This is a genomic window from Chromobacterium sp. CCUG 76385 (genome assembly GCF_059916625.1).
This window is the reverse complement of record NZ_JAUCGU010000003.1, coordinates 229584-250223: the sequence shown is the minus strand read 5'-3', so window position 1 is coordinate 250223 and position 20640 is coordinate 229584. Positions and strand designations below refer to the sequence as shown.

Here is a 20640-nt window from a genome sequence, read left to right as displayed (position 1 = left end):
TACCCCATGAGCGAGAACCAGAATCCCCACTCCGAACCGGCGTCGACGCCGGCTCCGCCTGGCAAGCCGCGGCGCTGGCGCTATGTTTTCGGCGCGCTGGGCGTGCTGTTCGCCCTGCTGCTGGCGGCGCTGGGCTGGATCAGCGCCAGCCCGGCCGGCTTCGCCTGGGCCTTGCAGCAGGCGGGCAAGCTCAGCGGCGGCCAGTTCAGCGTGGCGTCGACCCAAGGCGCGCTGTGGCAAGGCTTTGAGCTGAAAGACCTGCGCTGGCGCAGCGCGGACGACGATATCGATATCGAATCGCTGCGGCTGGATTGGCAGCCGGCGGCGCTGTCGCGCGGCGAGCTGAAGATAGACCGCCTGGCCTTGGGCCATGTGCGCGTCAACAGCAAACCCGTGCCGGAGAAAGCGCCGACGCCGCTGGAAGCGCCGCATTCCTTGAAGCTGCCGATCAAAATCACGGTGGGCGAGCTGTCATTGGCCAGCCTGACGCTGGAGCCGGCCCATCTGAGCCTGTACCGGCTGCGCGCCGGCTACGATTACGACGGGGCGCGCCACCGCCTGCAGCTGCGCCAGCTGGAGACGCCGTGGGGCGAGGCGCGCGCCGGCCTGACGCTGGCGGCTGCCTCGCCGTTTGCCTTGTCCGGCGAGCTGCGCGCCAGCGGCAAGCTGGAGCAGACGGCGGTGAAGGCGCGGCTGGACCTGTCCGGCAACCTGCTGAAGCCGGCTTTCGCCGGCGAGCTGGACGGCTCCGGCATCAGCGTCGATCTGGCCGGCGCGCTGCAGCCGTTCGATCCCAATCCGTTCAATCGCCTGGTGCGGCTGGACGCCCGCGTCGGCAACATCAATCCGCAGGCCATCCTGGCCAGCTGGCCCAAGGCGCGGCTCAGCTTCGCCGTGTTCGCCGAGCCGGATGCCGGCCAGCGCATCAAGGGCGGCCTGACCCTGGTCAACGCCGAGCCGGGCCCGCTGTCGTCCCACAAGCTGCCCTTGTCCTTGCTGGCCGGCGAATTCCGCGCCGACGAGCAGGCGCTGGAACTGTACAACAGCCATGCCGCCTTGGCGGGCGGGCAGTTGGGTCTGTCCGGCGAACTGAAGCCGGGCCACGTCAAGCTGGCCTTCGATCTGGACAAGCTGGCGCTGCGCCAACTGCATGCCGACGCGCCGGACGACGCCATCAGCGGCCGCGTCACCATCGAGGGCGCGCCGTCCGCGCCGCGCTTCGCCGCCGCCTTGAAGGGCAAGCTGCTGCAGGCGAACGCGCTGGCCGAGATCAGCGGCGGCAAGCAGCCGACGCTGCTGCTGAAGAAGCTGGAGCTCGGCGCCAACGGCGGCGTCGCCAGCCTCAACGGCAAGCTCGGCCTGTCCGGACACCAGCTGTTCGAGCTGAACGGCAAACTGGAGCGGGCCGACCCCGCGCGGCTGCTGCCCAGCCTGCCCCAGGGCGATTTGAACGCCACGCTGAAAATGGCCGGCCAGCTGGCGGAGCCGATGGAAGTCGGCGCCAAGCTGCAGTTCGCGCCCAGCAAGCTGTCCGGCGCGCCGTTGTCCGGCAGCGCCAATGTCTTGTTTGGCCAGGAGCGGCTGAAACAGCTGCTGCTGGACCTGAAGCTGGCCGACAACCGCCTGCAGGCCAGCGGCAGCTACGGCGCGCCCGGCGACAAGCTGAAGCTGGCGATCAACGCGCCCAATCTGTCCTTGCTGGGGCCGGGCTTCGCCGGCACCGTGCAGGGACAGGGCGAGCTGGCCGGCGTCCCCAAAACGCCGGTGCTGGACGCCAAGCTGCAGGCCGACAGGCTGCGGCTGCCCGGCGGCGTGACGCTGCAGACGCTGCGCTTCGCCGGCAACATCAAGGCCGACCAGGCCAGCCCGTTCCAGCTGAGCCTGGACGTGGCGGCGCTGCAGGCCGGCGATTTGCATGCCGAACAGCTGCACGCCCGCGCCGGCGGCACCCGCGCCCGCCACAGCCTGCAGCTGGATGGGCGTTTCCGGCTGGACGAACTGGCGTATGGCGTGCAGCTGGCCGTCGTCGGGGGACTGGGCCACGACAACGGCTGGCAGGGCAGCGTGCAGAAACTGGAGCTGAGCGGCAAGCCAGGCCTCAGCCTGCAGGCGCCGGCCGCCCTGGCCATCGCCGCGGATGGCCAGCTCAAGCTGGGCGCCGCCCGCCTGGCCGCGCTCGGCGGCAGCCTGAACATAAGCGATTTCAGCCGCCAGGCCAGCGGCGCGCTGTCCAGCCACGGCAGCGCGCGCGGCATCCGCCTGGCCGAGCTGGGGCCGCTGCTGAAGCTGCCGGTGGAGCAGAACCTGCAGTTCGATGCCGACTGGGGGCTGAACCCGTCCGGCGTCGGCCAGCTGGCGCTGTGGCGCAGCGGCGGCGACGTGCAGCTGCCGCTGGACAAGAACCGCCATGCCGCGCTGGGCCTGAAGACCGCGCGGCTGGACGTCAGCCTGGATGGCCGCATGCTGGCCTTCAACGTCAACCTGGACAGCCGCTTCGCCCAGGCGCAGGGCCAGGGCAGCCTGCCGTGGAACGGCGGCCGCATCGATGGCCATACGCCGCTGTCCGGCAATGTCCGCGTCAGCCTGCCGGCCTTGTCCGCGCTGGCGGAGCTGGCGGGTCCGGGCCTGGTGCTGGGCGGCAAGCTGTCGGCCGATCTGGCGCTGAGCGGCCCGCTGGGCGAGCCGCAGGCGCAGGGGGCGATCCGCGGCGAGCAATTGAAGCTGGAAGACCACCGCACCGGCATCGCGCTGAGCGATGGCAGCCTGCAGGCCCGGATAGACGGCCGCCGGCTGAGCATGCAGCAGCTGCGTTTCGTCAGCGGCAAGGGCGATGTCACGGCCAGCGGTTCGCTGGACTTCAGCGACGCCCAGCCCGACGCCCGCGTCAAAGTGGTGCTGCAGCGCTTCAGCGTATTCGACAAGCCCAACCGCCGGCTGGTGGTGTCCGGCCAGAGCGAGCTGGCCTTCGTCGGCGGCAAGCTGTCGCTGACCGGACGCATCCGCTCCGATCAGGGCCGCGTCGGTCTGCCCAAGCTCGGCGCGCCGGATCTGGGCGCCGATGTGGTGGTGATCGGCCGCGCGCCGCCGGAGCCGTCCGCCTTCGCCAATATGCCGCTGACGGTGGCGCTGGACTTGGACCTGGGCGAGCGCTTCCGCTTCTCCGGCCAAGGCCTGGATGTCGAGTTGTCCGGCCTGGTGCATGTCAGCGCCAATCCGGGCGAGGCGCCGGCGGCCAAGGGCCAGGTCAAGGTGGACAAGGGCCGTTACAAGGCCTACGGTCAGGATCTCGACATTACTTTTGGCGCCATCACCTTCAACGGTCCCTTGGATAATCCGCTGCTGAACGTGCAGGCCAAGCGCCGCTTGTCCCCGGTCGGCGCGGGGGTGGAAGTCAGCGGCTCGGTGTCCGCGCCCAAAGTCCGGCTGATTGCCGATGAGCCGATGACCGACAAGGACAAGCTGGCCTGGCTGGTGCTGGGCCGGGCCGCCAGCGGCGACCGCGACAACAACGACCTGGCCGCCTCGGCCGGCATGATGCTGGCCGGCTCGATCAACGACCATATCGGCCTGTTCGACGATCTGGGCGTGTCCAGCCGTCAGGAAAAGACGCTGGCCAACGGCACGGTCAGCCCGGCCGAGCAGGTGGTGACGGTGGGCCGCCAGCTGACGCGCGAGCTGTACCTCGGCTACGAGTACGGCATCAGCAGCGCCGACCAGGCGGTGAAGCTGGCTTACCAGCTGTCCAAGAGCTGGTCGGTGATTCTGCGCGCCGGCACCGCGCTGTCCACGGAGTCGCGCTACACCGTGCGGTTTGATTAAAAATAATCCGTTATCTGATTGTCATTGCAAGGTGTTATCATCTGAAATGACTTTGGTTCGCTTTAAACCTTGGAGCCTGTTCAAAGTCCGTCGCGCATCCGGCTAGGGCCGCATGGAAAAGACTTTGAACAGGCTCCAAGCGCTTGGCTAATCAGGACGCGAGGCGGCCTTTTTGCGGATGGTTCCCGGTGCGACGCATGCATAGGTTTTACGTGGCGGTATCGTGCCTGCTGGCGGCGGCGCTGGCGGGCTGCGCGAACCCTGGCGACAACGGGCCGCGGGCGCGGCTGCTGGACCCGAACAGCCTGGAAGCGGGCGCGGCCATCACCGCCGCCGCGGACAAGGCCGGCTGGCCGCGCGACGACTGGTGGCGCGCGCTGAACGACGCGCAGCTCGATGAGCTGGTCGCCGCCGGGCTGGCCGGCAACCCCAATCTGCAAGCGGCCCAGGCCAGGCTGGCCCAGGCCAAGGCGCTGGCCGGCGTGGCCGAATCCGCCACGCTGCCGCAGGCCAACGCCGAGCTGTCCTTCACCCGCCAGCGCTATTCCGAACAAGATTTCATTCCCCCGCCGGAAGCCGGCAATTATTCCTGGTACAACCATGCCGCGCTGAACGCCGGCTACGACCTCGACCTATGGGGCCGCCAACGCGCCGCGCTGGCCGCCGCGCTGGACCAGGCGGAAGTGTGGGCGGCCGAGGCGCAGCTGGCGCGGCTGAACCTGGCCACGGCCATCGTGCGCGATTACGCCCAGCTGGCGGTGCAATACGAGGTCAAAGACCTGTTGCGCGACAGCCTGGCGCAGCGCGAGCGTTTTTTGCTGTTGGCGAAGAAGCGCAAGGCGGCCGGTTTGGGCACCGAGGCCGAGGTGGTGTTGAACGAGTCGCGCCTGCCCGCCCTGCGCAACCAGATCGAACAGGTGGACGAGAATATTTCGCTGCTGGGCAAGCAGCTGGCGGCGCTGGCCGGCAAAGGGCCGGGGGCCGGGGAGGCGCTGCGGCGTCCCGCGCTGCGGCTGGGCCAGCATCAGGCCGCGCTGCCGTCGGCGCTGCCGGCCGAACTGATAGGCCGCCGGCCGGACGTGGTGGCGAAGCGCTGGCAGGTGGAGGCGGAGGCGAAGAAGATAGACGCCGCCCGCGCCGCCTTCTACCCGAATATCGACTTGCAGGCTTTCATCGGCTTCCAGTCCATAGGCTTCGACAACTTCCCGTCCGCGGCCACCGCGGTGCGTGGCATCGGGCCGGCCATCACCCTGCCCATCTTCGAGGGCGGACGGCTGCGCAGCCAGCTCGGCGCCCAGGCGGCGGCTTATGACGCGGCTGTGGCGGGCTATAACGCCAGCGTGGTGCATGCCTTGAACGAGGTGGCGGCCAGCGTCGTGCGTTCGCGCTCGCTGGCCGAGCAGCAGAAGCAGGCCGAACAGGCCCGCGCCAGCGCCGAGCGCGCGCTGAAGCTGGCGCAACAGGGCTTCCGCGCCGGCCTGTCCGAGCAGGATGGCGTGCTGTCGGCGCGGTTGTCGCTGCTGGATGCCCGGCAGCAGCTGGTGCGCATCCATGGCGAGCGGCTGGACAGCTATGCCGCGCTGATGAGCGCGCTGGGCGGCGGCGTGGCTATTCATCACCCGCAAGGGCAGGGCCGATGAGCGGGGGCCTCGCCGCGGCCGGGCGGCGCGTCGCCGCCGACTGGCTGTCCAGCGAGGGCGAGAACTGGAGCTTCGTCGCCAAGACGCTGCTGGCCGCCTTCATGGCCTTGTGGATCGCGTTCCGCCTGGGTTTCGATTCGCCCAGTTCGGCCATGGTGTCGGTGTTCATCGTCGCCTTCCCGCGCAGCGGCGCGGTGTTGGAAAAAAGCGTGTACCGGATACTGGGCACGCTGGTCGGCAGCGTGGCGGCATTGGCGCTGGCCGGCTTGTTCGACGGCCAGCCGGTGCTGATGCTGATCAGCCTGGCGCTATGGGTGGGCGTATGCACCAGCGGCGCCACCTTGTACCGCGACTCCCGCTCCTACGCCTTCGTCTTGTCCGGCTACACCGCCTGCATCATCGGTTTGCCGGCGTTGAACCATCCGCTGGCCATCTTCAATCTGGCGGTGACGCGGGTATCGGAAATCTCGCTGGGCATTCTGTGCTGCGCCCTGGTCAACGATTTCATCCTGCCCAAGCGCCAGGCCGAGATCGTGGTGCGCACCGTGCGCGCCCGCTATCAGGGTTTCGTGCTGCTGTGTCAGCAGGCGCTGGCGCAAAAGCTGGACAAGGCCACGCTGGAGGCGACGCAGCTGCGCTTCGCCGCCGACATCGCCGCGCTGGAGGCCGGCCGCGCCGCGGCGTTCTTCGAGGCCGGCACGGTGCGCGCCCGCAGCAACCAGCTGCATGCTTTCAACGCCACCTTCATGGCGGCGCTGACGACTTTCCACACGCTGCACCGGCAGATGCAGCGGCTGCGCGCCGATGCGGACTCGCCGCTGCCGGCGCTGTTGTATCCGCTGTTCGGCCAGGCCGCCGCCGCGCTGGAGCTGGACGAAGGCCCGGCGCGCACCGCGCAGGAAGCCGGGGAGACGCTGCGCAAGCTGGAGGCGATGCGGCCGGCGCTGGCGCGCGCGCTGGAGGCGGCGCGCGAGGCTTTGCTGGCGATGCCGCACGACGAGATGCGGCGCATCGAGTTTGACACCGCCGCCGAGCTGCTGCGGCGTTTCGTCGACGAAATGCTGACTTTCACCGCCGTTTACCATGGCCTGCGACAACGCAATCCGCTGCAGGTGGAGGCATTGGCCTATTCGCCGCGCACGCCGTCCGCCATCGCCCTGGCCAGCGGGGGCCGCGCCGCGCTGACCTTGCTGACGCTGTCCCTGGCCTGGTACTGGCTGGCCTGGCCCAGCGCGCTGGGCGCGGTGCTGCTGGCCACCATTTTCTGCGGGCTCGCCTCGTCGTCGCCGCGGCCGACGCTGATGGTGAAGCAGATCATGATCGGCTTTGCCGTCGGCACGCCGCTGGCCTATGTCTGCGCCTTCATGCTGCTGAACCAGGCGGAAGGCTTCCCGCAACTGGTGCTGGCGATGGCGCCGTTCCTGGCCTTGGGGTGCTATCTGAAGTGCCTGCCCAAGACCGCGGGCATCGGCAGCGGCATCGTGCTGCTGATGGCGCAGGCCGTCAATCCGGAAAACATGATGCGCTACGACGTGGCCGGCTTCTTCAACGACGGCATCGCCCGCCTGCTGGGGCTGGCGCTGGCGGCGCTGTTCTTCGTGCTGGTGCTGCCGGAACATACCATGGGTTCGCGCCGCCACATCGCCGTCGTGCTGTGGAGCGAGGCCCGCGCCACCTGCCGCGCCGCTTTGCCGCACCTGAAGCAGCGTTTCGGCAACCGCGTGCGCGACCTGATGAACCAATTGAATGCCGCGCCGGGGCCGCGCGACGATCCGGCGCGCCAGGCCACCGTCAGCCAGGCGATCACGTTGCTGGAGCTGGGGCTGGCTATCGTCGACCTGCGCGAGTTGGCGGCGGGCGCGCATGCGTCGGCGCAGCGCGCGCTGCTGGACGCGGTGGCCGCGCTGGACCGCTACTTCGCCGCGCCGGACGAGACCGCGCTGCGCGCGGCGCTGGCGGCCTTGCGCGCCGGCGGCCCGGTGATCCGCGAGCGGCTGGCCGTGGCCTTGCCGAACGAGGCGGCGCGGCTCAAGCGCATGCTGGCCACGCTGCACCTGATTCACACCTCGCTGCTGGACGCGCTGCCCGATACTGGAGAACACCATGCCGCGTGAAATCGCCGTCTACGGCATCCTGCTGCCCACCTTGCTGCCGCTGTTCGTGCTCAGCCTGCTGTTGCAGGCCGGCGTGGACTGGCTGCTGGGCAAATTGGGCGTTTACGAGCATGTCTGGCATCCGGCGCTATTCCGTTGGTGCCTGCTGGCCGTGATTTTCGGCAGCCTCGCGCTGCCGCTCTACCATTGAAACCGATTCCTGGACTTACGCCATGCGCGCCCATTCCCTTCTCCGCTACCTGATCACGTTTGCCCTGCTCATCGTCGCCGTCTGGATAGGTAAGGCCCTGTGGGACCATTACATGCTGTCGCCGTGGACGCGCGACGGCCGGATCAAGGCCGATGTGGTGTCCGTCGCCGCCGATGTGTCCGGCCTGGTGACGGAGGTGGCCGTCAAGGACAACCAGCCGGTGCGCAAGGGCGACGTGCTGTTCGTGATCGACCCCAGCCGCTATCGCGCCGCGCTGGCCCAGGCCGAGGCCGCGCTGGCCGGACACAAGGCGGACAAGCAGCGCCGCGGCAAGGAAGCGGCCCGCCGCGCGCGCCTCGATAGCGCCATCGTCTCCACCGAGAGCCGCGAGAGCGCCGATTTCGCCGCCGCGGCCGCCGACGCGCAGTACCAGGCGGCCGTCGCCGCGCGGGATCTGGCCGCGCTGAACCTGAGTCGCGTCGTGGTGCGCGCGCCGACCGACGGCTACGTCACCAACCTCAACGTCCATGTCGGCGATTACGCGGCCGCCGGCGCCGCGCGGCTGGCGCTGATCGACAGCCATTCGTTCTATGTGGACGGCTATTTCGAGGAAACCAAGCTCGGCAGCCTGAAAGCGGGCGACCGCGCCGAGGTGACGCTGATGAGCGACGGCCGAAAGCTCAGCGGCCGCATCGCCAGCATCGCCCGCGGCATCACCGACCGCGACGCGGCCACCGGGCGCGAGCTGTTGGCCGACGTCAATCCCACCTTCAACTGGGTGCGCTTGGCGCAGCGCGTGCCGGTGCGCATCGAGCTGCAGGCCTTGCCGAAGGATCTGGCGCTGATCGCCGGCCAGACTTGCACGGTGGTCATCGCCGCCCGCTGATCCTGCTTCTGCCAAACCGCCGCCAGGCGGTTTTCTTTCGGCCATATTGCTATATAAAAATAGCTATGTAAAAATATCTATATGAGCAAAACCATTTCCACCGAAGAAGCGACCCGCCTGCGCCAGCAACTGATGACCATGGCGCGGCGGCTGCGCCGCCAGGGCAGCCAGGACGTGCTGCCGTTCGGCTTGTTGACCGTATTGGGCGCGATAGACCGCGCCGGCGGCGACATCACGCCGTCCGAGCTCGCCCGCAAGGAAAATATGCGCTCGTCCAATCTGGCCGGCGCGCTGCGCGAGCTGGAGGCGGCGGCGCTGATCGTGCGCCGCCCGGACCCGCAAGACGGACGCCGCGTCCGCGTCGGCTTGTCCGATGCCGGCCGGGATGCGCTGGCGAGCAACCGCCACTTGCGCGACGGCTGGCTGCAACACGCCTTGGACAGCCTGGCCGCAGACGAGCGCGCCGCGCTGCTGCGCGCCGGCGAACTGCTGGAGTGGCTGGCCGCCATAGATTGAATCCTCTCCCTCCCCACAAGGAAACGCCATGAAAACCGCGCTGCTGACGCTGGACTACATCAACGACATCATCCATCCGCAGGGTCGCATCGCCCGCTGCGCCGGCCACGCGGCCGAGCGCGGCGTGATCGCGGTGGCCAATCGCGCCAGCGCCTTGGCGCGCGCGCGCGGCTGGCCGGTGATTCACGTCAAGGTCGGGTTTTCGCCGTCTTATGTCGAAATGCCGCAGGGCTCGCCGATGTTCAGCCGCGCCGGTGAGTTCCAGGCGCTCAATCTGGACGGCGAGGGCACGGCCTTCCATGCCGATCTGGACGTGCAGCCCGGCGACGCCGTCGTGGTCAAGCACCGCATCAGCCCGTTCTACGCCACCTCGCTGGAGGCGGTGCTGCGCGCCCAGCGCATAGAGCGGCTGGTGATCGCCGGCGTCAGCAGCACCTGGGCGGTGCAGGCGGCGGCGCGCGACGCGCACGACCGCGATTACAAGGTGCTGGTGCTGGAGCCGGCTTGCGCCGCGGCCAGCGAGGAGGAGCACCAGTTGTCGATGCGGCAGCTGGCCACCATCGCCGACATCATCACGCTGGATCAGCTGGCCGCGCTGTGATGGCTGTCCTGCGCCGGCTGTGGACGAAGCACTGCGACGGCTATCTGGCCGCGCGCGTGTTGGCCCTGATCGGGCCGGCGCTGCTGCTGGCCTTGGCCGGCGGCGGCGAGCGGGCGCTGCAGGGCGGCATGTTGGCGGTGTGTTGCTTGATCGCGATGGAGCGCGGCCGGCTGGGCTGGAAAATGGGGATGGTTCAGGCCGCGCTGGCATTGGCCGGCTGCTTGCTGTTGAGCCGGTTGTGGGCTTGGCCGCTGGTTTTCGCGCTGGCTTGCGGCGCGGCTGCGGAACTGGCGGGCCGGCTGGGCGCGCGCCAGGCGCGCTGGCGCTCCGTCGCCAATTTCACGTTCATTCCCGCGCTGTATCTCGGTTGCGAGGCGGCGCAGGCCGGCGCGCCGGGCCTGACTGAGCTGTGGTCGGCCTGGCCGTGGCTGGCGAGCGGGGCCATGGCGGCGTGGCTGGTGCGCGGGCTGGCCGGCAGGCGGGACGCGTCGGCAAGTCAGCCCGGCGCCGCGCCGCAAACCGGCGTCGCCTTCGCCTGCGTCGGCCTGCTGGCGTGGTTGGCGGCGCATTGCCAGTTGCCGTGCGGCCAATGGCTGGTATGGTCCGGCGCCAGCGTGTGCGTCGGCGGTTTCGCCGCCATCCGCGACAAATGCTGGCAGCGCTGCAGCGGCGCGGCCATCGGCGTGCCGGCCGGCATGCTGCTGGCGCTGGTCCTGCAGCCGTCTCCCGCGCTGCTGATGTCGCTGGGCGCGGCGGCGATGCTGACCTTGGCGCTGTTCCGCGCCTATCGGCCTGCCTTTGCCGCCCGCAGCGCCTTGGCCGCCGCTCATCTGAGCCTGCTGGGCGGCGCGGCCGTCATCCGCTTGCTGGACGTGGGGCTGGCGGCGGGACTGGTGTGGCTGGTGCTCGTGGCCGGTTATTGGCTGACAGAGGCGCGCTAGGGGGCGAGCGCCGGTTGTTTGTTCTGCTGCGCTGCCAGCCGCTGCGTCATCGCGTCCTCGGCCAGCGGCGAACCGAGCAGATACCCCTGCATCGCTTCGCAACCGAGTTGCTTCAGGAAGCCTTGCTGCGCCTCGCTCTCCACCCCTTCGGCCAGCGTCTGCATGCCCAGCGCGCCGGCCAGGTGGACGATGGCGCTGACGATGGCGGCGTTTTCTTCGTCGTTCGGCAGATCGTTGATGAAAGAGCGGTCTATCTTGACGGTGTCCGGCGCGAAGCGCTTCAGATAGGCCAGGCTGGAGTAGCCGGTACCGAAATCGTCCACCGACAGCCGCACGCCCATGGCCTTGATCACCGCCAGCTGGCGCGAGGCCAGGTCGGCGTCGGCCATCAGCGTGCTTTCCGTCACCTCCAGCTCCAGGCAGTGGCCGGGCAGCTTGTGCTGCTGCAGGGCTTCGCGCACGTCGTCGAGGAAGTCGTGGCGCATCAGCTGGTGCGCTGAGACGTTGACAGCGACGCGGATCGGCCCCAATCCGTCTTCCAGCCAGCGGCTGGCCTGGCGGCAGGCTTCGTTCAGCACCCAGCGTCCCAGCGGCACGATCAGGCCGGTGTCCTCGGCCACCGGGATGAAGCGGCTGGGCATGATCAGGCCCTGTTCCGGGTCGCGCCAGCGCAATAGCGCCTCGCAACCCAGCAGCCGCTGGCCGGCCATGTCGTACTGCGGTTGGTAGACCAGGTACAGCTGGCCCAGCTCCATCGCCCGCCGCAGGCGGTTTTCCATCAGCAGCCGCTCGGCCACCTGGGTGTTCATCTCGCGGGTGTAGAAGCGGAAGGTGTTCCGACCATGCGCTTTGGCGTGGTACATCGCCAGATCCGCGTTCATCAGCAGGGTCTGGATGTCGCTGCCGTCGTCCGGCATCAGGCTGATGCCTATGCTGCACCCCACCACCAGCGAGTGGGCGCCGATCTGGAACGGCTGTTGCATGGTGCGCAGGATGCGCTCGGCGATCAGCGCGGCTTCGCTGGGTTGATTGATGGACGGCAGGATCAGCACGAACTCATCGCCGCCGGTGCGGCCGACGGTGTCCACGCCGCGCACCGATTCCGCCAGCCGCCGCGCCACCTGTTTCAGCAGCTCGTCGCCGGCGCAGTGGCCCAGCGTGTCGTTGATATTCTTGAAGTGGTCCAGATCGACGAACAGCACCGCCAGCTGGTTGTGCTGCAGCTCGGCCTGGCGGATGGCCTGGTGCAGCCTGTCGTTGACCAGCACGCGGTTGGGCAGGTCCGTCAGCGCGTCGTACTCCGCCATATGCTGCACCCGCGCTTCCTGCTCCTTGCGCTCGGAGATGTCGGAGAACAGCGCGATGAAGTGGCTGACCGCGCCCTGGGCGTCCTGCAGGATGCTGATATTGACCCAGCACGGGAAATGATCGCCGTTCTTGCGCTGGTTCCAGATTTCGCCGGCCCATTGCCCGCGCTGCTGCAGCGTCTGCCACATCTGCTGGAAAAAGGCCGGATCGTGGCGGTCGGAGAACAGCAGGGCGGGTTTCTGGCCCTGCACCTCGGCCTCGCTGTAGCCGGTGATGGCGCCGAAGGCGCGGTTGACGGTGAGGATGCGGTTGTCCGCGTCGGCGATCAGGATGGCTTCATTGCTGGATTCGAACACCTGGGCGGCCAGCCTGAGCTGGCGCTCGGTCATGCGGCGGATGCTGATGTCGCGCGCGGTGGCGCACAAATAGCGCTCGCCCTCGTACTGCAGCTGGTTGACGGTGATTTCCAGGTACAGCGCGGCCTCGCCGTCGCCGTGGCGGGTTTCGAAGGTCAGCGGGTAGGGGCCGGGCGGGTGGCGGAACAGCGAGTCCACTAGCTCCGGGCGCCGCCGCAGCGCCAGGTTGCAGTACACCACTTCGCCGCGGTCGCTGCGCAGCGCCACCATGTCGGTGGCGTTGTCGATCATGAAATGGCTCAGCCTGAGTTCGCGCGCCTGTTCCTTCAGCGACAGATGGCTCTGCGCCAGATCATGCTGGTAGCGCCGCACCAGCGCGCTGACCCAGCGCACGAAATACCAGCACAGGAAGCCGGCGCACAGCATGGCCACCAGCGTCATGCCCAGGGTGGCGACGATGCGTTCGGCCAGGCGGCCTTTGAGGCGCTGCGCGGCGCGCAGGCTGTCGTCCTGTATCGTCTGCACCCGCATGCTGGTGACCAGGGTCCAGTCCCAGCCCGGCAGCTGGCGCGCGTAGGCCAGGTAGGTTTCGCCGGATTGGCTGTCGCCGCCGCGGTTGAATTCGATAAAGCCGCCGCGCTTGCCCAGCTGGATCAACTGCAGCGCGCGTTCGCGCTCGGCCTGCGGCAACACCTTGTAATGGCGTCCCACCAGCGAGGGCTGGCTGGGGTAGAGCCGGATCAGGCCGTTATTGTCTATGATCATCAGCTCGCCGCCGCTCTGCCCCAGCCGCATGCGCGCCAGGGTGTCCAGGCCTTGTTGCTGCAGCGCCGTCTCGACATTGCTGATGTATTCGCCGCTGCCGATCAGCCAGTTGTAGTGCGGAAAGCGCCTGGCATAGGTGATCTTGTCGTCCATGTGGATGCCGCCGGGCAGATACCAGCGGTAGGACGAGAAGCCGCGGCCGGAGGCGTTGCTGACCGATTCGATCAGGCTCTTCATGATGTAGCGGCCGCGGTCGTCGCGGTTTTGCAGCAGCGAGCTGCCCTCGCGCTGCGGCGCGGTGGGCAGCAGCACGCATTGGCCGTCCAGGGTGTCGATGAAGAAATAGCCGCGGCCATCGAAATAGCGCAAGGGGCGCAGCGCCTCGATGATCAGCCGCTGCACTTGCGCCGGGCTTTGCCGCGCATGCTCGCGCCGCCAGATGGCGTCGGCCAGCTTCCAGGCCTGCTCCACCTGCTCCTGCAGCTGATGGCGCATGGTGTCGTTGGTGCGCTCGCGCAGCGCGGACAAGAGCAGCGCGGCGTGGTCGGTATAGCCTTGCAGATTGTCGCGCGCGCGCGCGGCGGCTTCTTGCTCGATGTTTTGTCGCCCGGATTGGAAATCGCGCCAGCTCATCATCAGGAAATAGCTGGTCAGTGTCAGCGCGAGCGCAAACACGATGGCCAAGGTGCCAAACAACTGCAAGCGCGACAGCCTGGCTTGATTCAACTCCATCACCGATCCGGAACTTCGAAAAAGGATGATCAGTATACGGGAATATCCTGTATGTCATGGAAAATTGTCGGGCGGCCGCGGCGATTTTCCGCTAGAATCGCGGCCGGAAGTCAGTCAGACAATCGCCGCGCCCGCAAGGGCGGGGAGGAAAGTCCGGGCTCCGCAGAGCAGGATGCCGGCTAACGGCCGGGCGCCGCGAGGCGACGGAAAGTGGAACAGAGAGCTGAACCGCCGATGGCTTTGGCAACAGAGCACAGGCAAGGGTGAAAAGGTGTACCGGGAGGCGCAAGCCGTACCGGACGGGCGGGGCAACCCGCTTGCGGTAAGAGCGCACCGCGGACGTGGCAACACGGACGGCAGGCTAAACCCCATCCGGAGCAAGACCAAATAGGGGGGCGCTAACGTGGCTCGCGTTGTCCCCGGGTAGGTTGCTTGAGCCTGCTGGCAACGGCAGGCCTAGAGGAATGATTGTCCAACGACAGAACCCGGCTTATCGACTGACTTCCACCACCATTACTCGCGGCTATCGATTTTGCTTAAAAAATAAGCAAAAATTTTTCCCCGCCGCCGCGAATCGCTATACAATACCGACCCTTCCCGCCATTACCCGTATTTGAATTGTCATGCAGATAGGACCGTACCAACTGAAAAACCGGCTGATCGTAGCGCCGATGGCCGGGGTGACGGACAGGCCTTTCCGCATGCTGTGCAAACGCTTGGGCGCCGGCATGGCCGTATCGGAGATGATCACAGCCAACAAGGCCTTGTGGACCACGCCTAAGACGCTGCGCCGCGCCAATCATGAGGGCGAAGTGGAGCCCATCGTGGTGCAGATCGCCGGCGGCGAGCCGCAGATGCTGGCCGAGGCGGCGCGGCTCAACGTCGAGCACGGCGCGCAGATCATCGACATCAATATGGGCTGCCCGGCGAAGAAGGTATGCAATGTGGCCGCCGGATCGGCGCTGCTGCGCGACCTGGACAATGTGGGGCGGATACTGGAGGCGGTGGTGAAGGCGGTGGACGTGCCGGTGACGCTGAAGACCCGCACCGGCTGGAGCCGCGAAGCCAAGACGGCGCTGCGGGTGGCCAGGATGGCGGAAGAAGCCGGCATCGCCGCGCTGGCGCTGCATGGCCGCACCCGCGAGGACATGTACCGCGGCGACGCCGAGTACGACACGATACGCGAGGTGAGGCGCGCGATTTCCATTCCGGTGATCGCCAACGGCGACATCGACTCGCCGGCCAAGGCCAAGCATGTGCTGGACTACACCGGCGCCGACGCCATCATGATAGGCCGCGCGGCGCAGGGACGGCCGTGGATTTTCCGTGAGATCCAGCATTACCTGGATACCGGGATCGAGTTGCCGCCGCCGACGGTGGGCGAAATCCGCGAGCTGATGCTGGGCCACCTGGACGAATTGTATGGCTTTTACGGCGAGTATTCGGGCTGCCGCATCGCCCGCAAGCACATTGCCTGGTATACCAAGGGCCTGGCGGGCGGCAACGCCTTCCGTCAGCAGATGTACCGCTTGGAAAGCACGGACGAACAGCGCCGCGCGGTGGGTGAGTATTTCTCCCGCCTTGGCGACGCCGGGGATCGTCTAAGCTATGTAGTCGAGGATGAGGACAAGTTGGACCGCGACGGCGACGCCGTGGCGGAGGGCGAGGCCTGCGGCGGCTGAATCGGCGCGGACCTTACGGGAACCCTACTCTGGATATCAATAACAAGATGCAAAACAACGATCACATATCGCAGTCGGTGCGGCTGGCGATGGAGCAATATTTTCGCGATCTGGACGGCGAGGCGCCTTCCGCCATTTACGACATGGTGCTCGCCTGTGTCGAAAAGCCGCTGTTGGAGGTGGTGCTGATACACACCCAGGGCAACCAGACGCGAGCGGCGGAGTTGCTGGGCTTGAACCGCAACACCCTCCGCAAAAAGATGAAGTCGTATGATTTGATTTGAAGATAAACCGGCCAAGCCTGCACAGGATGGCCGGTTTTTTTTGTCCCAAGAACCTGTTTACGATCTGGCGAGCTAGAGCGAGACAAGGCGAAAACGGCTGAGGAAGCGGAATGTACAGATGGTACATGAGCATTCCGAAGACGTTTTTAACACGGTATCGCCGACGCGCAGCAGATCGTAAACGGTTCTAAGCCTGCGCCGCGGGGCGAGGCTGGGACGGCAGGATTCGATGGACAGGTGGCCGCGGGGCGACCGAGGCGCACGTTGGCGGCCTGAGCCGGTTTTTATTGTTTTTATCCATAGCCAAAGCGGTAGAGAAACATGACCAAGATCGAACGAGCGCTGATCAGTGTGTCCGACAAGAGCGGTGTGCTGGAATTTGCCCAGCAACTGCATGCGCTGGGCGTACACATCCTGTCCACCGGCGGCACCGCCAAGCTGCTGCTGGACGCCGGCCTGCCGGTGACCGAGGTGTCCGACTACACCGGCTTCCCCGAAATGCTGGACGGCCGCGTCAAGACCCTGCATCCCAAGGTGCACGGCGGCATCCTGGGCCGCCGCGACCTGCCGGAGCACGTCGCCACCATGGCCGAACACGGCATCGGCAATATCGACCTGGTCTGCGTCAACCTCTACCCGTTTGAAGCCACCATCGCCAATCCGGGCTGCACGCTGGAAGACGCCATCGAGAACATCGACATCGGCGGCCCGACCATGGTGCGTTCCGCCGCCAAGAACTGGGCGCATGTGGCCATCGTCACCGACAGCGCCGACTACGCCGCGCTGACGGCCGAGCTGAAGGCCAACGCCGGCCAGCTGTCCAAGGCCACCCGCTTCGAACTGGCCAAGAAGGCGTTCACCCACACCGCCGCCTACGACGGCGCCATCTCCAACTACCTGACCAGCCTGGCCGATGGCGTGGTGGCCGGCAAGCCGGAGCGCGTGGCCTTCCCCAACCGTTTGAACGCCCAGTTCATCAAGGTGCAGGACATGCGCTATGGCGAGAACCCGCACCAGGCCGCCGCCTTCTACCGCGATCTGGACCCGGCCGTCGGCAGCATCGCCCATTACCAGCAGCTGCAGGGCAAGGAGCTGTCGTACAACAATATCGCCGACGCCGACGCCGCCTGGGAGGCGGTGAAGACTTTCGAGCAAACCGCCTGCGTCATCGTCAAGCACGCCAACCCCTGCGGCGTGGCCGTCGGCCCCGATACGCTGACCGCGTACAAGCTGGCCTTCGCCACCGACACCACCAGCGCCTTCGGCGGCATCATCGCCTTCAACCGCCCGGTGGACGCGGCCACGGTGGAAGCCGTCACCGGCCAGTTCCTGGAAGTGCTGATCGCACCGGCTTTCAGCGATGAGGCCCGCGCCATCATCGCCGCCAAGAAGAATGTGCGCGTGCTGGAAATCCCGCTGGAAACCGGCGCCAACCGCTTCGAGCTGAAGCGCGTCGGCGGCGGCGTGCTGGTGCAGACGCCGGACATCCGCAACGTGGGCCTGGATGAGCTGCGCGTGGTCAGCAAGCGCCAGCCGACGCCGCAGGAAATGTCGGACTTGCTGTTCGCCTGGCGCGTGGCCAAGTTCGTCAAATCCAACGCCATCGTGTTCTGCAAGGACGGCCAGACCGCCGGCATCGGCGCCGGCCAGATGAGCCGCGTCGACTCCACCCGCATCGCCGCCCGCAAGGCGCAGGACGCCGGGCTCAGCCTGGCCGGCGCGGTGGCGGCGTCGGACGCCTTCTTCCCGTTCCGCGACGGCATCGACGTCATCGCCGAGCAGGGCATCAAGGCCATCATCCAGCCGGGCGGCTCGATGCGCGACGAGGAAGTGTTCGCCGCCGCCGACGAGCACGGCATCGCGCTGGTGTTGACCGGCGTGCGCCATTTCCGCCACTGAAAATAGCTTTCGGCGAATGCCGCCGTCTTCCGCATGCGGAAACGGCGGCCATCCAACCGACTTGACGTTATGCTATGCAGGTATTCGCCAAGTGAAGGCGGCGATGGCCGGCGCGTGCCGGCCGCGCCCTCTTTGTAAAAGGACTAAAATCCCATGAAAGTTCTCGTGATCGGCTCCGGCGGACGCGAACACGCGCTGGCCTGGCGCATCGCCAAATCCAAGCGCGTTTCCAAGGTGTTTGTCGCGCCGGGCAATGCCGGCACCGCGCTGGACCCGAATCTGACCAATGTGCCGGCCAACAGCGTGGCCGAATGGCTGGCCCTGGCCAAGCAAGAAAAAGTCGACCTGACCATCGTTGGTCCGGAAGCGCCGCTGGCCGCCGGCGTGGTGGACGTTTTCCGCGGCGAAGGCCTGAAAGTGTTCGGCCCCACTCAGTACTGCGCGCAGCTGGAAAGCTCCAAAGACTTCGCCAAAGCCTTCATGCAGCGCCACGGCATTCCCACCGCCGCTTACCAGACTTTCCGCAGCGCCACCGAGGCGCATGCCTATGTCAATGAACGCGGCGCGCCCATTGTGATCAAGGCCGACGGTCTGGCCGCCGGCAAAGGCGTGGTGGTGGCGATGACGCTGGAAGAGGCGCACGCCGCCATCGACGACATGCTGCTCTCCAACAAGATGGGCGAGGCCGGCAGCCGCGTGGTGATCGAGGATTTCCTGACTGGCGAGGAAGCGAGCTTCATCGTGATGGTGGACGGCGAACACGTGCTGCCGATGGCCACCAGCCAGGACCACAAGCGCTTGCTGGACCACGACCAGGGACCGAACACCGGCGGCATGGGCGCTTACAGCCCGGCGCCGGTGGTGACGCCGGAAGTGCACAATCGCGTGATGCGCGAAATCATCCAGCCGGTGGTGCAGGGCATGAAGAAGGACGGCCATTCCTACACCGGTTTCCTCTACGCCGGCCTGATGATAGACGAGCAAGGTCATCCCAAGGTGATCGAGTTCAACTGCCGCTTCGGCGATCCGGAAACCCAACCCATCATGGCGCGTCTGAAGACCGACTTCACCGTGCTGCTGGAAGCCGGCGTCAACGGCAAGCTCGACAAGGTGGAGGCGGAGTGGGACCGTCGCGTGGCGCTGGGCGTGGTGCTGGCCGCGGCCGGCTATCCGGACGCGCCGCGCAAGGGCGACGCCATCCATGGCATCCCGGCCGCCAGCGATGACGGCATGGTGTTCCACGCCGGCACGGTGCTGGACGAACAGCGCCAACTGCGCAGCAGCGGCGGCCGCGTGCTATGCGCGGTGGGCCTGGGCGACAGCGTCAAGATGGCGCAAAGCCGCGCCTACCAGTTGGCCGACGCCATCGAGTTCGCCGGCAAGCAATTCCGCCGCGACATAGGCGCGCGGGCGATCGGGCGCAAACACTGAGCGGTTTTTCTTGCACGGTAAATACAAAACAGCACCTGCGGGTGCTGTTTTGTCATGGGGAATCCGCTAGACTTCTTCACTCTTATCGATAGTCATCAGGCGGGAATAATATGATTTTGGTAACAGGCGGTGCCGGTTACATCGGATCCCATACTTGCGTGCAATTGTTGGAAGCCGGCCATGAGCTGGTGGTGCTGGACAATCTGTGCAATAGCAAGGTGGAGTCTTTGCGACGTGTAGAAAAGCTGACAGGCAAGACGCTGACCTTCGTTCAGGGCGATATCCGCGATCCCGAGGCCTTGCAGGCGGCGTTCCGGCATCCCATCCAGGCCGTGATCCATTTTGCAGGTTTGAAGGCGGTGGGTGAGTCAGTGGCCAAACCGCTCGAATATTACGAGAACAACGTAACCGGCACGTTGGCTTTGTTGCGTGCGATGAAGCAACATGGCGTGCGCAACTTCGTGTTCAGCTCCTCGGCCACGGTATACGGCAACCCTGCCTCGGTGCCGATCACGGAATCTTTTCCGCTATCCGCCACCAACCCTTACGGCCGCAGCAAGCTGATCGTCGAGGACATGCTGCGCGATTTTGCCAAGGCGGAGCCGGACTGGAATATCGCGCTGCTGCGTTATTTCAATCCGATTGGCGCGCATGAAAGCGGTGAGATCGGCGAATATCCGAATGGCATTCCTAATAATCTGATGCCTTTCATCACTCAAGTGGCCTGCGGCAAACAAGCCGAGCTCAAGGTGTTTGGCAGCGATTATCCCACCAAGGATGGCACCGGCATACGCGACTATATCCATGTCGTGGATCTGGCCGCGGGCCATGTTAAGGCTGTCGAGGCGCTGACCCGTAATCTCGGCCTGCTGACGGTTAATCTGGGCACCGGCAAGGGCTATTCTGTGCTGGAAATGATCCAGATTTTCGAGCAAGTCAACGGTGTGAAAGTCCCCTACCAGATTGTTGACCGCAGGCCGGGAGATATTGCGGAGTGTTGGGCGGATCCTGCCGCAGCTGCAGGTTTGTTGGGATGGCGGGCAGAGAAGGATTTGTCGGCAATGTGCAAGGACAGTTGGCGCTGGCAGAGCCAGAATCCGGCGGGTTTCGAGTGAGTTGAATCATCTATCACTTGTTTTTTCAGAGCCCAACCGGGAGTCATGCTGCTTGGGTTCTTTGTTTATCTGCTATTGATTGCAACAGCATTGTGAATCAATGGGATAGTCTTCCTCCGCTGAAGCGGCATCGAGGTGCGAGACTAGGAAGTGTCAAACACCCAGTCAATACGGAAAAGGGAGTCCACCATGAAGATTATGCGCTTCGGTGTCGATCTGGCCAAAACTGTATTTCAAATTCATGGTGTGGAGGCTCAGAAAAAACCGGTTTGTCGCCGTCAGTTGCGCCGCAGTCAGCTACTAGGGATTGTTGAGGTTTTGAAGCAGTGATTCGTAATGTACTTTTCATTCCGACCTTTAC

At 66.3% G+C, this 20640-nt stretch carries 15 protein-coding genes and 1 other RNA gene; 15 read left to right on the top strand and 1 reads right to left on the bottom strand.

Features of this window, described 5'->3' with window-relative positions; genetic code table 11:
* Positions 1 to 6 precede the first annotated feature (6 nt).
* The 8 genes from QUG01_RS04585 (at position 7) to QUG01_RS04550 (ending at position 10707) form a co-directional block, all read left to right on the top strand.
* Positions 7 to 3819 carry a translocation/assembly module TamB domain-containing protein gene (locus tag QUG01_RS04585; RefSeq protein ID WP_500829085.1) on the top strand — a complete coding sequence of 1271 codons (3813 nt, stop codon included), beginning with the start codon at positions 7 to 9 and terminating at the stop codon, positions 3817 to 3819.
* Positions 3820 to 4016: 197 nt separating this feature from the next.
* A complete protein-coding gene (locus tag QUG01_RS04580) occupies positions 4017 to 5459 on the top strand; it encodes an efflux transporter outer membrane subunit (protein WP_500829084.1) in 1443 nt (480 codons plus the stop codon).
* Positions 5456 to 7573, top strand: coding sequence for an FUSC family protein (locus tag QUG01_RS04575; RefSeq protein ID WP_500829083.1), 2118 nt, complete (start codon positions 5456 to 5458; stop codon positions 7571 to 7573). Before QUG01_RS04580 ends, QUG01_RS04575 begins: the two co-directional genes overlap by 4 nt.
* Complete coding sequence (locus tag QUG01_RS04570; protein ID WP_199155398.1) at positions 7563 to 7763, top strand: DUF1656 domain-containing protein; 201 nt, start codon at positions 7563 to 7565, stop codon at positions 7761 to 7763. The genes QUG01_RS04575 and QUG01_RS04570 overlap by 11 nt, the downstream gene beginning before the upstream one ends.
* A 22-nt stretch (positions 7764 to 7785) precedes the next feature.
* Positions 7786 to 8649 carry an efflux RND transporter periplasmic adaptor subunit gene (locus QUG01_RS04565; protein WP_500829082.1) on the top strand — a complete coding sequence of 288 codons (864 nt, stop codon included), beginning with the start codon at positions 7786 to 7788 and terminating at the stop codon, positions 8647 to 8649.
* 81 nt (positions 8650 to 8730) lie between these two features.
* Positions 8731 to 9165 (top strand): MarR family winged helix-turn-helix transcriptional regulator, encoded by a 435-nt coding sequence (locus tag QUG01_RS04560; protein ID WP_500829081.1) that lies wholly within the window; start codon positions 8731 to 8733, stop codon positions 9163 to 9165.
* 28 nt (positions 9166 to 9193) lie between these two features.
* Positions 9194 to 9766, top strand: a complete 573-nt coding sequence (locus QUG01_RS04555; protein ID WP_500829080.1) for a cysteine hydrolase family protein — start codon at positions 9194 to 9196, stop codon at positions 9764 to 9766.
* The gene (locus QUG01_RS04550) at positions 9766 to 10707 is read left to right on the top strand and encodes an FUSC family protein (RefSeq protein WP_500829079.1); all 942 of its coding nucleotides are present in this window, start codon (positions 9766 to 9768) and stop codon (positions 10705 to 10707) included. Before QUG01_RS04555 ends, QUG01_RS04550 begins: the two co-directional genes overlap by 1 nt.
* Here the strand turns inward: QUG01_RS04550 and QUG01_RS04545 are convergent.
* Positions 10704 to 13868 carry a bifunctional diguanylate cyclase/phosphodiesterase gene (locus tag QUG01_RS04545; RefSeq protein ID WP_500829078.1) on the bottom strand — a complete coding sequence of 1055 codons (3165 nt, stop codon included), beginning with the start codon at positions 13866 to 13868 and terminating at the stop codon, positions 10704 to 10706. The two genes, QUG01_RS04550 and QUG01_RS04545, sit on opposite strands and share 4 nt — an antisense overlap.
* A gap of 106 nt (positions 13869 to 13974) precedes the next feature.
* On the opposite strand from QUG01_RS04545, the gene rnpB reads away from it, so the two are divergent.
* The 7 genes from rnpB (at position 13975) to QUG01_RS04510 (ending at position 20609) form a co-directional block, all read left to right on the top strand.
* Positions 13975 to 14377: RNase P RNA component class A (gene rnpB / locus QUG01_RS04540), an RNA gene on the top strand.
* A 114-nt stretch (positions 14378 to 14491) separates the two neighbouring features.
* Entirely contained in the window at positions 14492 to 15550 is a 1059-nt protein-coding gene (dusB, locus tag QUG01_RS04535; protein WP_500829077.1) for a tRNA dihydrouridine synthase DusB, read from the top strand.
* 47 nt (positions 15551 to 15597) lie between these two features.
* Positions 15598 to 15834, top strand: a complete 237-nt coding sequence (locus QUG01_RS04530) for a helix-turn-helix domain-containing protein (RefSeq protein ID WP_011134100.1) — start codon at positions 15598 to 15600, stop codon at positions 15832 to 15834.
* Between the two features lie 321 nt (positions 15835 to 16155).
* Entirely contained in the window at positions 16156 to 17733 is a 1578-nt protein-coding gene (purH, locus tag QUG01_RS04525) for a bifunctional phosphoribosylaminoimidazolecarboxamide formyltransferase/IMP cyclohydrolase (RefSeq protein WP_500829076.1), read from the top strand.
* 153 nt (positions 17734 to 17886) lie between these two features.
* Positions 17887 to 19164 carry a phosphoribosylamine--glycine ligase gene (gene purD / locus QUG01_RS04520; RefSeq protein ID WP_500829075.1) on the top strand — a complete coding sequence of 426 codons (1278 nt, stop codon included), beginning with the start codon at positions 17887 to 17889 and terminating at the stop codon, positions 19162 to 19164.
* Positions 19165 to 19274: 110 nt separating this feature from the next.
* Entirely contained in the window at positions 19275 to 20279 is a 1005-nt protein-coding gene (gene galE / locus QUG01_RS04515) for a UDP-glucose 4-epimerase GalE (protein ID WP_500829074.1), read from the top strand.
* Between the two features lie 189 nt (positions 20280 to 20468).
* Positions 20469 to 20609 (top strand): hypothetical protein, encoded by a 141-nt coding sequence (locus QUG01_RS04510; protein ID WP_500829093.1) that lies wholly within the window; start codon positions 20469 to 20471, stop codon positions 20607 to 20609.
* The last annotated feature ends 31 nt before the right edge of the window (positions 20610 to 20640 follow it).

Excerpts from the sequence above, each read along its gene's own strand:
- QUG01_RS04560 (WP_500829081.1), top strand. The coding sequence starts at position 8,731 with ATGAGCAAAACCATTTCCACCGAAGAAGCGACCCGCCTGCGCCAGCAA.
- QUG01_RS04530 (WP_011134100.1), top strand. The coding sequence starts at position 15,598 with ATGCAAAACAACGATCACATATCGCAGTCGGTGCGGCTGGCGATGGAG.
- purH (WP_500829076.1), top strand. The coding sequence starts at position 16,156 with ATGACCAAGATCGAACGAGCGCTGATCAGTGTGTCCGACAAGAGCGGT.
- QUG01_RS04580 (WP_500829084.1), top strand. The coding sequence starts at position 4,017 with ATGCATAGGTTTTACGTGGCGGTATCGTGCCTGCTGGCGGCGGCGCTG.
- dusB (WP_500829077.1), top strand. The coding sequence starts at position 14,492 with ATGCAGATAGGACCGTACCAACTGAAAAACCGGCTGATCGTAGCGCCG.
- QUG01_RS04545 (WP_500829078.1), bottom strand. The coding sequence starts at position 13,868 with ATGGAGTTGAATCAAGCCAGGCTGTCGCGCTTGCAGTTGTTTGGCACC.
- QUG01_RS04565 (WP_500829082.1), top strand. The coding sequence starts at position 7,786 with ATGCGCGCCCATTCCCTTCTCCGCTACCTGATCACGTTTGCCCTGCTC.
- QUG01_RS04570 (WP_199155398.1), top strand. The coding sequence starts at position 7,563 with ATGCCGCGTGAAATCGCCGTCTACGGCATCCTGCTGCCCACCTTGCTG.
- galE (WP_500829074.1), top strand. The coding sequence starts at position 19,275 with ATGATTTTGGTAACAGGCGGTGCCGGTTACATCGGATCCCATACTTGC.
- QUG01_RS04555 (WP_500829080.1), top strand. The coding sequence starts at position 9,194 with ATGAAAACCGCGCTGCTGACGCTGGACTACATCAACGACATCATCCAT.
- QUG01_RS04550 (WP_500829079.1), top strand. The coding sequence starts at position 9,766 with ATGGCTGTCCTGCGCCGGCTGTGGACGAAGCACTGCGACGGCTATCTG.
- QUG01_RS04510 (WP_500829093.1), top strand. The coding sequence starts at position 20,469 with ATGAAGATTATGCGCTTCGGTGTCGATCTGGCCAAAACTGTATTTCAA.
- QUG01_RS04575 (WP_500829083.1), top strand. The coding sequence starts at position 5,456 with ATGAGCGGGGGCCTCGCCGCGGCCGGGCGGCGCGTCGCCGCCGACTGG.
- purD (WP_500829075.1), top strand. The coding sequence starts at position 17,887 with ATGAAAGTTCTCGTGATCGGCTCCGGCGGACGCGAACACGCGCTGGCC.
- QUG01_RS04585 (WP_500829085.1), top strand. The coding sequence starts at position 7 with ATGAGCGAGAACCAGAATCCCCACTCCGAACCGGCGTCGACGCCGGCT.